Consider the following 13,665-nt stretch of genomic DNA (forward strand, 5'->3'; position numbering starts at 1 on the left):
TCCCGTTCCCTTTGGGCGTGCCGCAATTTGGTGATGGGCCGGTTTGTCCGGCGCCTGTTGATGGAAAGAATGCCAGATTTTCACAAAAGGTCAAATTTTTTATCAAACGGTCAAGAAATATGAAATTGAATCATATTCGTTTCGTTTGCGCGGGTGGATATCCACGCAAATCTGGCAATCGCAGTGGGGAAAAGCTAGATCAGATCGTCCAGAACAAGGCTTGCGCCTTTTGCCCCGACCATCATGGCGGCGGCATTGGTATTGCCGGAAATGATATTGGGAAAGATCGAGCAGTCGATCACACGCAGCCCTTCGACGCCGTGCACCCGCAAACGGGGGTCGACCACCGATACCGCCGGGTCCGGCCCCATGCGGCAGGTCGAAACCGGGTGATAGACCGTGCCGCTGCGCCGGCGGAAATCGGCGATGAGATCCTCGTCGCTCCGGCAATGCGGACCGGGCAGCAATTCCTCGACGATCAGCTTCGACAGGGTTGGCGTCGCAGCGATTTTCCGCAGGAACTTCACCGCATCCAGCATCTCGGCAACATCATGCCCGGTCGAAAAAGCGTTCGGCGCGATGGTCGGTGCGTCGAGCGGATTGCCCGAGCGGATATGGATGGACCCGACGCTGGTCGGACGGCAATTGGACAGGCCGATGGAAAAGCCCGGCCAGGGATCGGGGGTCAGAATCGGGCGCTCGCCTTCCCTCGGCCGCACGGTCGAAAAGGCCTGAAAATACAGCTGCATGTTCGGGCGCGGGCGCGACGGATCGGTACGAAAGAAGCCACCGCCCTGATTCATGCTGATCGACAGGGGCCCCGTCCGCAGCAGCAGATATTCGATGCCGACGCGCAGTTTTCCCCACCATGGGCGCAGCACCTGGTTGAGCGAGGCCACGTTGGCCCTGTAGGTGTAATTGATGCCGAGATGGTCCTGCAGGTTTTCCCCAACCTGGCTGTTGGCGTGCACAAGCGGAATGCCGAATTGCGCCAGGCGCGCCGCGTCACCAATGCCCGAAAGTTCGAGCAGTTGCGGTGTATTGACGGAGCCGCCGCACAGGATCACTTCGCGCCCGGCCCTGACCGTCTCGGTCCGGCCGTTGCGGGTGAACACAACACCGGTAGCCCGTTTGCCCTCAAAGACAATCCGCTGCACCATCGCGCCGGTCAGAACCGTGACATTGGGGCGTTTCATCGCCGGGCGCAGAAAAGCCCTGGCGGCGGACATGCGCCGCCCGCCTTTCGTGGTCAGCTGAAATGGCCCAGTGCCTTCCTGCGTGGCGCCATTGAAATCGGGGTTGTAGTGCAGCCCGGCCTCCTGCGCGCCCTTCAGAATCTGATTGGCCAGCGGATGAAACAGATGCGAACAATCGGTGACATGCAGTGGTCCGCCGCGGCCAAGGCTTTTCGCGGGGCCGTCATGGTCTTCCAGTGCCTGAAACACCGGCAGTACATCGTCATAGCCCCAGCCGGGATTGCCGCGCGCGCGCCATTCGTCGAAATCCTCCTTCGCGCCGCGGATATAGACCATGGCATTGATCGAACTCGACCCACCCAGCACCTTGCCGCGCGGCCAGTAATCCGCATTGCCGCCAAGCCCCGGATCGGCTTCGGCCTTGTACATCCAGTTGACGGATTTGTCGTAGAAGGTCTTGCCGTAACCGAGCGGCATCTGCACGAAGAACCGCCGGTCCGTCCCGCCCGCTTCCAGCACAAGAACCGTGTGGCGTCCGCTGGCGGACAAGCGCTCGGCGACAACCGATCCGGCAGAGCCTGATCCGACAATGATGAAATCAAACGCGCGCATGAATTCCAGCCTGAACACAATCTATTTATCCAGGCAGGATATCCGGCTTCATCGGTGCAAACCCAAACGTCATTCCGCCATGGCTTATGGAAAATGCGACAGGCCTGTCGAATTGTCCGGCGTGTCAGGTGCCGGCAGCGGCCTGATTGAGATTCTCGAAAAACTGGGTGGCGAGTTTCTTGGCGGAGGACGATATAAGGCGGCTGCCGAGTTGGGCGATCTTGCCGCCGACGTCGGCATTGACCGTGTAGGTGAGCACGGTTTCGCCGCCTTCCTCGGTCAGGGTGACATCGGCGCCACCCTTGGCAAAACCGGCAATGCCACCCTTGCCCTCGCCCGTGATCGTGTAGGACAGTGGAGGATTGAGATTGCTCAACTCGACCTTGCCGTTGAAGCGCGCCTTGACGGGGCCGAGTTTGACGCCGACCGTGGCTTCCAGTTCCGTATCGGAAATCCGCTCGAGGCTTTCGCAGCCGGGGATGCAGGCTTTCAACACCGCCGTGTCGTTCAATGCCTTCCAGACTGCTTCGCGGGGCGCTGCAATGCGTTCTTCGCCGGTCATATCCATGTTTCAATGCCTCCCTGGAAGAAGAAAGCTAAGATAGACGACTTCATCTGTCCACGATTTATAAAAATTCGTTCTTCCTGCCACTGTATTAAATCCTGTCACAAAACATCATGATACTGGTGATGAAGATGCTGGACCGGACAGGAGCGGTGTAATAACAGGATTAAGACTTTGTGATTCCGCAGGGATGACGGCCACAAAGTACTGACCCAACTATTCTTCTACTTCATTCATCTCATCAAGGGAGACTGCACATGAAATTGAAAATGGTCGCCGGCATTTCGCTGCTGGCTGTCGCTCTCGTCGGCTGTTCCAAAGCCCCCACCTGCACCCAGGAAGAGCTGACCAAAAAGGCCGGCGAAATCACCGCTGCCGTTCAGCAGGTCATTACCAAGGATCCGTCCAAGGCTCAGGGAATCGTTGCCAAGATGCAGGAACTGGCTACCAAATATCAGGGCCAGACCGATCTGAAGGACGCCTGCAAGGCGTATGACGACGTTCTGACAGCCATCAAGGGCTCGTAAACTTTCGCGCCGCAGTTCCGCCCGGATTTGCGGCGCAGATTACCTGATGTAAAATCGGAAGAGATTCTGCTTTAAATCGATTGAAACAAAATGATTCCGGTGGCAGGTTCCACTCTGTCAGGATCAAGGCGTGACTTCAGGAGAGAGAAATGGCGACAGTGAAAGCGAACGACCTGCGTAGCTCCGTTCAGGCATTGAAAGCACACTTCAAAAGCGGCGCGCCGAAAAACATGCGCGCGACCTTCATGGAAGATCCCAAACGCTTCTCCCGTTATTCCCTCAGTCTCGACGATCTTCTCCTCGACTGGTCGAAGTGCCTGGTCAATGACGAGACGCTTTCCCTCCTTGCTGATCTGGCAAAAGTTGCCCATGTCGAAGCCCGGCGCGATGCGATGTTTGCCGGCGAACCAATCAACAATACTGAAGGCCGCGCCGTGCTCCACGTGGCGCTGCGCAATCGTTCCAACAAGCCGATCAAGGTTGATGGCGCCGACGTCATGCCCGGCGTCAACGATGTGCTGAAGCGCATGGGCGCCTATGCGGATGGCCTGCGCTCCGGTGCCATCAAGGGTTCGAAGAACAAGCCGATCACCGATGTGGTCAATATCGGCATTGGCGGCTCCGATCTCGGACCGGCCATGGCAACGCTCGCCCTGTCACCCTATCATGACGGGCCGAAGACCCATTTCGTCTCCAACGTCGATGGGGCACATATCGCCGATACCTTGAAAGACCTCGATCCGGCGACGACGCTGATCATCATCGCGTCGAAAACCTTCACCACCATCGAGACCATGACCAATGCCCGCGCCGCGCGCACATGGATCGCCGATGCGCTGGGTGAAAAGGCTGTCGGCAAGCACTTTGCCGCCGTTTCCACGGCGCTCGACAAGGTCGACGCCTTCGGGATTCCGGAAGATCGTATCTTCGGCTTTTGGGACTGGGTAGGCGGCCGCTATTCCATCTGGTCGGCCATCGGTCTGCCATTGATGATTGCGATCGGGCCCGAGAATTTTGGCCGGTTTCTCGATGGCGCCCATGCGATGGACGAACATTTCCGCAAGGCGGCGCTTTCCAAGAACCTGCCGATGATGCTGGGTCTGGTCGGCTACTGGCATCGCGCCATCTCCGGTTACACCAGCCGCGCCGTGATTCCATATGATCAGCGGCTGGCCCGCCTGCCGGCCTACCTGCAGCAGCTCGACATGGAATCGAACGGCAAGGGCGTCACCGTCGACGGCAAGCCGGTTTCCGGTCCGACCGGCCCGGTGGTCTGGGGTGAACCCGGCACCAATGGTCAGCATGCCTTCTTCCAGCTCCTGCATCAGGGAACCGATACGATCCCGCTTGAATTCATCGTCGCGGCGAAGGGCCACGAGCCGCATCTCGATAATCAGCATGAGATGCTGCTGGCCAATTGTCTGGCCCAGTCGGAAGCCCTGATGAAGGGCCGCACGCTGGAAGAAGCCAAGGCGCAGCTCGCGGCAAAGAACCTGGCGAAATCCGAGGTGAACCGCATTGCGCCGCACCGTGTTTTCAAAGGCAACCGGCCATCGATCACCATCGTCTATGACAAACTCGATCCCTTCTCCTTGGGCCGCCTGATCGCGCTTTACGAGCATCGCGTTTTCGTCGAGGCTCAGCTTTTCGGCATCAATGCCTTCGATCAATGGGGTGTCGAGCTCGGCAAGGAACTGGCGACCGAGCTTCTGCCGATCGTCTCCGGAGAGGCAAAACCAACGGACAAGGACGCATCCACGCAAGGTCTTGTCGCGCACTTGAGGAAGCGTCGCGGCAAATAGGCTATAGTGGCCCGATAACAAACAGAATGGGTATCCGGCCTCTGCTCCAGGGCCGGAAGTAAGGAACTGGAAAAGCATTGATGAAGACGGAAACGATCCAGCTGGCCGGCGATGTGCCGGGCAATCATATCGAACTGCGTGTGCTGCGTTTTGCCGGCAAGGATGAAAAGGCGGCCAGCGCCTATCTGCAATCGTCGCTCCATGGTTCGGAACTGCCCGGACAGGCGGCGCTGCATTTCCTCATCCCCATGCTGGAAAAGGCCGGCAGGGAAGGCCGCATCGCCGGTAACATTACCGTTGTCCCGCAGGCCAATCCGGTCGGCTCCGCTCAATGGTTGTCGCACCAGCATCTCGGCCGCTTCGAATTCTTCTCCAGCGGCAATTTCAACCGTTCTTTCCCTTTGCTCGATACGTTCGATACATCGGGCCTGGTTCCGATCGATGGTCCGAAATCCCTGGCTGAACGGCTGAAGGCGCAATTGCTGCGTCTCGCTTTGCCGCACGACATCGTGCTCGATCTGCACTGCGATGACGAGAGCGAAAACTACCTCTACATCCATCAGGCATTCCTGCCGGAGATGTACGATCTGGCCGCGGCGCTTGGGTCAACGGCGATCCTGTCCTGGAACAGCACCGCCGATGCGGCCTTTGAGGAGGCCTGTGCCCATCCGGTATTGCAGCTGCCGGAAGGCAAGCGTGACGTGAAGCGGCGCGCTGTTACGACAGTCGAGTTCCGCGGATTGAACGATGTCGATATTGCAACAGGCAAGGCGGATGCGGAAGGCCTGTACCGGTTCCTGGTGCATCGCGGTGTGATCACCGATCCCGCCGTCACGCTGACGGTTGATTTCAAGGGCCCGGTTACACCACTCGAAAATGTCGAAATGGTGCGTGCGCCGCAGGGCGGCATGATCCTGTTCCATGTGAACATTGGCGACGAGGTCGCGGCAGGCGCAAAACTCGTCACGGTGGTGACCGTTCCCGGCGATCCCTCCGGCGATATCACGCTGACGGCGCCGCAGGCGGGCCGTATTCTCACGCGGCGCAGCCATCGTTACACCCGCCGGGGCGACGACCTTCTCAAGCTCCTGGGTTCCAAGCGCTCCGAACAGGCGCGGCCGGGCTCGCTGGAAGCATGATGCCCCGCACGCATCCTTCGGAAATCCGTGCCATCCTGTTTGACAAGGATGGCACGCTGGTGGATTTCAACCGGACGTGGTTCGGCATCACCATGGAACTGGCGCACAAGGCGGCAGATGGCGATGTGGATCGCGCCCGCGCGCTTGTCGAAGCGGGCGGCTATGACTGGGAGATGGAACGGTTCCGCGGCGGCTCGGTTGTCGCCGCCGGAACGATCAACGACATTGTCGATCTCTGGCATCCGGAACTGACGCTGGAGGAAAAGCGCGAGCGCATCCGCAGCTACGATGATTATACGGTGCGCGAAGGGTCGCGCCGGGCCGTGGGCATCGACGGATTGCGCGAAACGCTGGAGCGGCTGGCCGCGCAGGGGTTCATCCTTGGGATCGCCACCAATGATTCGGAGGCCGGTGCGCGGGCAACCGCCGAGGCTTTGGGATTGACCGCATTGTTTTCAGTGATCATCGGTTATGATTCCGTCGCACGGGCAAAACCCCACGCCGACCAGCTGGAGCTGTTTGCGGCCAAGACCGGCATTCCGGCCAGCGCCATCGCCATGGTCGGCGATAACGGTCACGATCTGGAAATGGCCCATGCGGCCGGTGCCGGATTGGCTGTCGGCGTTCTCTCGGGCAATAGCACGCTGGATGATCTGGCATCGCTGAGCGACGCCATTCTGGGCTCGATTGCCGATCTGCCGGACTTTCTGGCGGGACGCGCGAAAGCTTTGCGGACTTGATGGAGGCAACACCTCTCGCTATAGAAATCCGGTGGGCACCGTCTCATGATCTGATCGACAAAAGCAGCAGCTCCAACCGGCACCGTCCGGGAAAGCCTGCCTGAGCTTTCAAGCCATGAGGTTGTGACATGAACGATAGTCCCGCCCGCTCCATCCATTTCGGACGAATCGCAGCCATGCTGCCGGTTGCGGATATTCAGCGCGCCCATGATTTCTACACGGGCGTTCTCGGCTTTTCCAGAACCTTCCAGAATGGTGATCCCGTCGGGTTCATGATTTTGAAACGTGACAATGCCGAACTGCACCTGACATTGCAGAAAGGCCACAAGGCAGCGCCCTTCAATGTCATCCATATGATGGTGGACAATGTCGATGCCCTGCATGCGATCTGCCGGGCACAAGGTCTGCGCATCATCAAGGGTTTGAAGGACAAGGAGTATGGCCTCAGGGCCTTCGTCTTCGAGGATTTCGACGGCAACCGCATTGATGTCGGCCAGCCGCTTTAATCTCCGGCTGCCCTGTCCTTCCCCGTGAAGGACAGGGATGCGCGCCCGCTTGACCGGCTTCGTGCCATGGGTAATGTCAGCGGCAGGGATGTCCGCAATCTGGCGCCAAGGGGGGTGATCATGACCGCAACAACGCTTCTTGCTTTTGCTCTCGTCGCTTTCGTCGGCATAGCCACGCCGGGGCCGACGGTTCTTCTGGCTTTGACCAATGGCTCGCGCTTCGGCGTCCGCCGCGCCCTGGCGGGGATGGCGGGTGCGGTCATTTCCGATTTCGTCCTGATCGGTTCCGTTGCCCTTGGCCTTGGCGCCTTGCTTGCGGCCTCGGAGTTCTGGTTCTCGGTGGTCAAATGGCTCGGTGCCGGTTATCTCGCCTTTCTCGGCCTCATGCTTCTGCGCTCGAAGGGAACGCTTGACCTGTCGCTGCGCCCCGCCACGCACGAACCGCCGGCAACCACCCGTGCCATCTTTCTCAAGAGCTTCCTTGTTGCAGTGACCAACCCCAAGGGCTACCTGTTCTTTTCGGCCTTCCTGCCGCAATTCATCGCGCCCGATATGCCGCAAATCCCGCAATATGCGGTGCTGGCGGTGATTTTCGCCACGCTCGATTTTGCAATCATGTTCGGTTATGCCCTGCTCGGTTCGCAGGCGGTCCGTGTCCTGAAGAAATCCGGCGCGCTGTGGCTCGATCGCATCTGCGGCGGCGCATTGCTGGCGCTTGCCGGTTCGCTTGCGTTCTACCGGCGCGCAAACGCCTGAAAAGAAGAAAACCGCCCCGGGGGCGGCTTTCTCGATATCAGCCGCGCAACTCGCGCCGCAGGATTTTGCCGACATTGCTTTTCGGCAGCTCGTCGCGGAATTCGACCGTCCGGGGACGCTTGTAGTTGGTCAGCCGCTCGGCGCAGAATGCCTTGACCGCCTCTTCCGTGAGCAGGGGATCCTTGCGCACGATGAAGAGCTTTACCACTTCGCCGGAGTGCTCGTTGGGAACGCCGATTGCCGCCGCCTCGCGCACACCAGGGTGTTCCATGGCGACTTCTTCGATCTCGTTGGGATAGACATTGAAGCCGGACACCAGGATCATGTCCTTCTTGCGGTCGACGATCTTGGTGTAGCCGCGCTCGTCCATGTAGCCCATGTCGCCGGAGCGGAAGAAGCCGTCCGCTGTCATGACCTTGGCTGTCTCGTCCGGACGGTTCCAGTATCCGGCCATGACCTGCGGCCCGCGAATGCAGATTTCGCCGACTTCCAGCAATGGCAGTTCCTTGCCGTCATCATCGCGGATGGAGAAGTCGGTCGATGGCAGCGGCGTGCCGATCGTGCCGGAGAATTCCGTGGCATCCAGGCGGTTGGCCGAAGCGACCGGCGACGTCTCGGAGAGGCCGAACCCTTCGGTGATCAGGCCGCGCGTCACCTCGAACCAGCGATCGGCGACCGGTCTTTGCACGGCCATGCCGCCACCCAGTGTCAGGATCAGGTTACGGAAGTCGAGTTTGCGGAAATCCTCGTTGTTGAGCAGTCCGTTGAAAAGCGTGTTGAGACCCGGGAAGACGTGGATCGGCACTTTCTGCAATTCCTTGACGAAGGCAGGAATGTCGCGCGGATTGGGGATCAGCACATTGTTGCCGCCGAGTTCCATGCTGATCATCGCATTCACGGTGAGGCCGAAAATATGATAGAGCGGCAAGGCGCAGATGAACGTCAGATTGTCCGGACGGCCCTTCTTGCGGAAGCCGACCTCGACCCACAGGCGCATCTGCGTGACATTGGCCACGATGTTGCTGTGCATCAGCACGGCGCCCTTGGAAACGCCCGTGGTACCGCCGGTATATTGCAGGAAGGCGATATCGTCCCGCTTGACCTCGACCGGCTTCAGCGTGAGCGCCGCCCCTTGCGCCAGCGCTGTTTTGAACGGTGTATGACCGGGCAGGGACCAGGCCGGCACCATTTTCTTGACGCGGCGCACGACCAGATTGACGATATGGCCCTTGAGACCCAGCATGTCGCCCATGGTCGCGACGACAACATGTTTGACCGGCGTCGCCGTCAGGACCTTTTGCAGCGTCGTGGCGAAGTTTTCCAGAATGATGATCGCTTTCGCACCGCTGTCCTTGAGCTGATGTTCGAGCTCGCGCGGCGTGTAGAGCGGATTGATATTGACCACCGTCAGGCCCGCCCGCAGAATCGCAGCGATGGCCACAGGATATTGCAGGATGTTCGGCATCATCACCGCGACCCGGTCGCCCTTGACCAGCCCGCGTGACTGGAGCCATGCCGCGAATGCCTGTGACTTGCGATCCATTTCCGCATAGGTCATCACCTTGCCCATGCAGGTAAAGGCCGGCCGGTTGGCATATTTCTTGTAGGCGGTGGCAAAAAGCGCGTTGATATTCTCGTAGGGCAGCGGTCCGATCTCGGCGGGAACGCCTTCCGGATAGGATTTGACCCACAGTTTCGGTTCGGGCATTTGGGCGAGGGACGCCGCCTTTGCCGATGCTGCCTCGGCGGCTGGCGCCGCAGTTTTGGCTTTGGCTGCGGGCTTCTTTGCCGCGGGTGTCTTGGCTTCGCTCGCAACCGGCGCTGCGGTTTTCGCGGCAGGTTTTGTTGCCGTCCTTGCAGCCTTGGTAGCCGTCTTTACCGCAGCGGGTTTTGCCGCACCGGCGGTTTTCGTTGTCTTGACCTCACCGGCTGGTTTGTTCGCGGCGGCTTTGGCAGTCGTGGCGGCGGGTTTCGCCGGTTTGGCTGGCGCTGCCTTTGCAGTGGCGCGCTTGGCTGTCACGGATGTTTTTACCGGCGTTGTCTGTTTTGCCACATTAACCTCCCCTGATGGTTTCCTTGTAGCGGGCCCACGGTCCTCCAACCCTAAACATGCTACTCAACAATTCTATCTATGGCGATAGGCGGTGCGCTTGCAAGTATTACATTGACGTAAACGTAAAATTGATTGTCGCGGAATTGTCGTGCTTTGCCGCCAATTCACCCAATCGGCACGATCTGGGCGCAAAGTTGCCAAGGTTCGCCTCGACAAAGCACCGGCCTTTCCTTCATCCTGCACTGACAATCAAAATGGATTCGCCGTGGAAACAATCACCATCGTCTTGCTGATGCTTCTGGCCGTTGTGGTCAGTGACTCCATCGTGCGCGTGCTGCCTCTGGCCGTACCGCTGCCGCTGGTGCAGATCGGGCTTGGCGCTGCGATTGCCTCGGTCACCAGCATCCGCGTGCAGCTCGATCCCAACATTTTCTTCCTGCTGTTTCTGCCGCCGCTGTTGTTTCTCGATGGCTGGCGCATCCCCAAGGAGGGTCTCTTCCGGGACAAGGGCATCATTCTGGAGATGGCGCTCGGCCTTGTCATCTTCACGGTGATCGGTGTCGGCTTCTTCGTGCACTGGATGATCCCTTCCGTCCCCCTGCCGGTGGCCTTCGCGCTGGCGGCCATCGTCTCGCCGACCGATCCGATCGCCGTTTCCGCCATTGCGGCGCGCGTGCCGATTCCCTCGCGCATGATGCATATTCTCGAAGGGGAATCCCTGCTCAACGATGCGTCCGGCCTCGTCTGCATGCGTTTTGCCGTGGCCGCGATGCTGACCGGCAGCTTCTCGATCACCGAGGCGTTCTTTACGTTCCTCTGGCTCGCTTTTGCGGGGATTGCCATCGGTATCGGCGTGACCATTGGCGTCACGCGCGGCAAGGCATTCCTCGCCCGCAAGCTCGGCGAGGAGAGCGGCTCGCAGATTCTCATCAGCCTGCTCATCCCCTTCGGCGCGTACCTGCTGGCCGAACATGTGCATGCCTCGGGCATCCTTGCCGCCGTTGCCGCCGGTATCACCATGAGCTACGCCGAGAATACGGCCCAGTCCATGGCGCTGACCCGCGTGCGCCGCACGGCGGTGTGGGATACGGCGCAGTTCGCCGCCAATGGCGCCATCTTCGTTCTGCTCGGCGAACAGCTGCCCGGCATTTTCTCCGGTGCCGTCGAGAATGTGCAGCACGGCGAGACCAGCCCCTGGTGGCTGCTGGTCTATGTTGTGGTCATTTATGCCGCTCTGGCTGCCCTGCGCTTTCTCTGGGTCTGGGTGTCGTGGCGCGTGACCATGGCGCAGCGCCGCAGGCAGGGTGAGGCCGTGGTCAAGCCAAGCTGGCAGCTGATTGCCGCCATGTCGTTTGCCGGCGTTCGCGGTGCCATCACCCTTGCGGGTATCCTGACACTGCCGCTGTTCCTTTACGACGGCTCGCTGTTTCCGGCCCGCGATCTCGTCATTTTCCTCGCCACTGGTGTGATCATCCTGTCGCTGGTCATGGCCAGCGTCAGCCTGCCGCGTCTGCTGCGCAACATCGACCTGCCCATCGAGGATTCAAACCAGCGCGAAGAGGATTATGCCCGTATCGCTGCCGCGGAAGCCGCAATCATGGCGATCGAGCGGGCCCAGCACAGCCTGGCATCGGGCCGCGCCGACGCCGATATCTATACGGATGTCGCCAACCACATCATGGAGCTCTACCGCAAGCGTATTGACGGGCGCATGCAGCTCGGGGAAGAGCGCGAAGAGGTTGCGCGGAGCGAGGAGATCGAGAAGCTGCTGCGCATCACCGCGCTCCGGGCGGAACGGCAGGAAATTCACCGCCTGGTTCGGGCAAGGCGGCTTGAAAGCAGCATTGCCACGAAAATGGTGCGGGATATCGACCTACTGGAAGCCCGCTTCCAGTAGGTATCCATTGAACCCTGATCAGTTCCAGTCGTCGGGAATCTGGCGCACGGCACCCCGGGCAGCACTGGTTGCCATCGCGCCATAGGCGCGCAGAGCCGTGGTGATCTTGCGCTTGCGCTTTTCCTCCGGCTTCCACGCAGCGGTGCCCTTGGCTTCCATTTTTGCGCGGCGTTCGGCCAGGACGGCATCGTCGACGGCCAGATGAATCCCGCGGTTCGGAATGTCGATATCGATGATATCGCCGTCCTCAACCAAGCCGATCAGGCCGCCTTCCGCCGCTTCCGGTGAAACGTGGCCGATGGAAAGGCCGGATGAACCGCCGGAGAACCGGCCATCGGTGATCAGCGCGCAGGCCTTGCCGAGACCCTTCGATTTCAGGTAGCTGGTCGGATAGAGCATTTCCTGCATGCCCGGTCCGCCGCGCGGGCCTTCGTAGCGGATCAGCACGATATCGCCCGGTTTGATGCCGCCGTTGAGAATGCCGAGAACAGCGCTGTCCTGGCTTTCGAAAATGCGGGCGGGACCGGAGAACTTCAGGATCGAATCGTCAACACCGGCGGTTTTGACGATGCAGCCGTCTTCCGCCAGATTGCCGTAGAGCACGGCCAGACCGCCATCCCTGGAATAGGCGTGTTCAAGATTGCGGATAACACCCTTTTCGCGGTCAAGATCGACATCGGCAAAACGGCGCTCCTGGCTGAAGGCTACCTGTGTCGGGACGCCGCCCGGTGCCGCCTTGAAGAAATCATGCACGGACGGGTTTTTGCTGCGCACCACATCCCAGCGGTCAAGAGCAGCGCCGAGATTGGCGGCATGCACGGAATAGACGGATGTATCGAGCAAACCGGCACGGTCGAGTTCGCCGAGAATACCCATGACACCGCCGGCGTGGTGCACGTCTTCCATGTGCACATTGGCAACGGCAGGCGCCACCTTGCACAGGACGGGAACGCGGCGGGACAGGCGGTCGATATCGCTCATGGTGAAGTCGACTTCGCCTTCATGCGCAGCGGCCAGCAGATGCAGCACGGTGTTTGTCGAGCCGCCCATGGCGATGTCGAGGGTCATGGCATTTTCAAAGGCGGCAAACGAAGCGATGGAGCGCGGCAGAACCGTTTCATCGTCCTGTTCGTAATAGCGGCGGGCGAGATCGACCACGAGATGGCCGGCCTCGACAAAGAGGCGGCGGCGGTCCGCATGGGTGGCGAGCGTCGAGCCATTGCCCGGCAGGGAAAGGCCGAGTGCCTCGGTCAGGCAGTTCATGGAATTGGCGGTGAACATGCCGGAGCACGAGCCGCAGGTCGGGCAGGCCGAACGCTCGATGGCCTTCACTTCCTCGTCGGAAATGCGGTCGTCGGCGGCCGCAACCATGGCATCGACCAGATCGAGCTTCTTTTCCTTGTCTTCCCAGACGACTTTGCCCGCTTCCATCGGTCCGCCGGAGACAAAAACGACGGGGATGTTGAGGCGCAGCGCTGCCATCAGCATGCCGGGCGTGATCTTGTCGCAGTTGGAAATGCAGACCATGGCATCCGCACAGTGGGCGTTGACCATGTATTCGACGCTGTCGGCGATGATTTCACGCGACGGCAGGGAATAAAGCATGCCGTCGTGACCCATGGCGATGCCGTCGTCGACGGCAATCGTGTTGAATTCCTTGGCGACGCCGCCGGCGCTTTCGATTTCGCGCGCCACGAGCTGGCCGAGATCTTTCAGGTGGACGTGGCCGGGCACGAACTGGGTGAACGAGTTCACCACGGCGATGATCGGCTTGCCGAAATCCTCGTCTTTCATGCCGGTCGCGCGCCAGAGCCCGCGAGCTCCTGCCATGTTGCGGCCATGTGTGGTTGTGCGTGAACGATAAGGAGGCAT

11 protein-coding genes are annotated in these 13,665 nt (G+C 60.2%); 7 read left to right on the plus strand and 4 right to left on the minus strand.

Features of this window, described 5'->3' with window-relative positions; translation table 11 throughout:
• Window positions 1-194: 194 nt before the first annotated feature.
• Together RDL77_RS16050 and RDL77_RS16055 are read right to left on the minus strand one after the other, a co-directional pair.
• The gene (locus tag RDL77_RS16050) at window positions 195-1,808 is read right to left on the minus strand and encodes a GMC family oxidoreductase (RefSeq protein ID WP_288193716.1); all 1,614 of its coding nucleotides are present in this window, start codon (window positions 1,806-1,808) and stop codon (window positions 195-197) included.
• 124 nt (window positions 1,809-1,932) lie between these two features.
• On the minus strand, window positions 1,933-2,376 hold the full coding sequence (locus RDL77_RS16055) for a carbon monoxide dehydrogenase subunit G (RefSeq protein WP_288193717.1): 444 nt from the start codon (window positions 2,374-2,376) through the stop codon (window positions 1,933-1,935).
• Window positions 2,377-2,630: 254 nt separating this feature from the next.
• On the opposite strand from RDL77_RS16055, the gene RDL77_RS16060 reads away from it, so the two are divergent.
• The 6 genes from RDL77_RS16060 (at window position 2,631) to RDL77_RS16085 (ending at window position 7,843) form a co-directional block, all read left to right on the plus strand.
• On the plus strand, window positions 2,631-2,900 hold the full coding sequence (locus RDL77_RS16060) for a hypothetical protein (RefSeq protein ID WP_223614085.1): 270 nt from the start codon (window positions 2,631-2,633) through the stop codon (window positions 2,898-2,900).
• A gap of 173 nt (window positions 2,901-3,073) precedes the next feature.
• Complete coding sequence (pgi, locus tag RDL77_RS16065; protein ID WP_374042732.1) at window positions 3,074-4,702, plus strand: glucose-6-phosphate isomerase; 1,629 nt, start codon at window positions 3,074-3,076, stop codon at window positions 4,700-4,702.
• A gap of 80 nt (window positions 4,703-4,782) precedes the next feature.
• Window positions 4,783-5,841 (plus strand): succinylglutamate desuccinylase/aspartoacylase family protein, encoded by a 1,059-nt coding sequence (locus RDL77_RS16070; protein ID WP_288193719.1) that lies wholly within the window; start codon window positions 4,783-4,785, stop codon window positions 5,839-5,841.
• Complete coding sequence (locus RDL77_RS16075) at window positions 5,841-6,581, plus strand: HAD family hydrolase (RefSeq protein ID WP_288193720.1); 741 nt, start codon at window positions 5,841-5,843, stop codon at window positions 6,579-6,581. The genes RDL77_RS16070 and RDL77_RS16075 overlap by 1 nt, the downstream gene beginning before the upstream one ends.
• Window positions 6,582-6,709: 128 nt before the next feature.
• Window positions 6,710-7,087, plus strand: coding sequence for a glyoxalase superfamily protein (locus tag RDL77_RS16080; protein ID WP_223614089.1), 378 nt, complete (start codon window positions 6,710-6,712; stop codon window positions 7,085-7,087).
• A 120-nt stretch (window positions 7,088-7,207) separates the two neighbouring features.
• The gene (locus RDL77_RS16085; RefSeq protein ID WP_288193721.1) at window positions 7,208-7,843 is read left to right on the plus strand and encodes a LysE family translocator; all 636 of its coding nucleotides are present in this window, start codon (window positions 7,208-7,210) and stop codon (window positions 7,841-7,843) included.
• A gap of 37 nt (window positions 7,844-7,880) precedes the next feature.
• Here the strand turns inward: RDL77_RS16085 and RDL77_RS16090 are convergent, their stop codons facing one another.
• Window positions 7,881-9,896, minus strand: coding sequence for a long-chain-fatty-acid--CoA ligase (locus RDL77_RS16090; protein WP_308526408.1), 2,016 nt, complete (start codon window positions 9,894-9,896; stop codon window positions 7,881-7,883).
• Window positions 9,897-10,161: 265 nt separating this feature from the next.
• On the opposite strand from RDL77_RS16090, the gene RDL77_RS16095 reads away from it, so the two are divergent.
• Window positions 10,162-11,793: a Na+/H+ antiporter gene (locus tag RDL77_RS16095; protein WP_223614091.1), complete on the plus strand. Its 1,632-nt coding sequence runs from the start codon at window positions 10,162-10,164 to the stop codon at window positions 11,791-11,793.
• An 18-nt stretch (window positions 11,794-11,811) separates the two neighbouring features.
• Here the strand turns inward: RDL77_RS16095 and ilvD are convergent, their stop codons facing one another.
• The gene (gene ilvD / locus RDL77_RS16100) at window positions 11,812-13,665 is read right to left on the minus strand and encodes a dihydroxy-acid dehydratase (RefSeq protein WP_223614092.1); all 1,854 of its coding nucleotides are present in this window, start codon (window positions 13,663-13,665) and stop codon (window positions 11,812-11,814) included.

The sequence above is a fragment of the uncultured Phyllobacterium sp. genome (assembly GCF_902479695.1).
Taxonomy (GTDB): Bacteria; Pseudomonadota; Alphaproteobacteria; order Rhizobiales; family Rhizobiaceae; genus Phyllobacterium; species Phyllobacterium calauticae.

Coding starts and splice junctions, on each gene's coding strand:
- RDL77_RS16050 (WP_288193716.1), bottom strand. CDS start 1,808: ATGCGCGCGTTTGATTTCATCATTGTCGGATCAGGCTCTGCCGGATCG.
- RDL77_RS16055 (WP_288193717.1), bottom strand. CDS start 2,376: ATGGATATGACCGGCGAAGAACGCATTGCAGCGCCCCGCGAAGCAGTC.
- RDL77_RS16060 (WP_223614085.1), top strand. CDS start 2,631: ATGAAATTGAAAATGGTCGCCGGCATTTCGCTGCTGGCTGTCGCTCTC.
- RDL77_RS16070 (WP_288193719.1), top strand. CDS start 4,783: ATGAAGACGGAAACGATCCAGCTGGCCGGCGATGTGCCGGGCAATCAT.
- RDL77_RS16075 (WP_288193720.1), top strand. CDS start 5,841: ATGCCCCGCACGCATCCTTCGGAAATCCGTGCCATCCTGTTTGACAAG.
- RDL77_RS16080 (WP_223614089.1), top strand. CDS start 6,710: ATGAACGATAGTCCCGCCCGCTCCATCCATTTCGGACGAATCGCAGCC.
- RDL77_RS16085 (WP_288193721.1), top strand. CDS start 7,208: ATGACCGCAACAACGCTTCTTGCTTTTGCTCTCGTCGCTTTCGTCGGC.
- ilvD (WP_223614092.1), bottom strand. CDS start 13,665: ATGCCTCCTTATCGTTCACGCACAACCACACATGGCCGCAACATGGCA.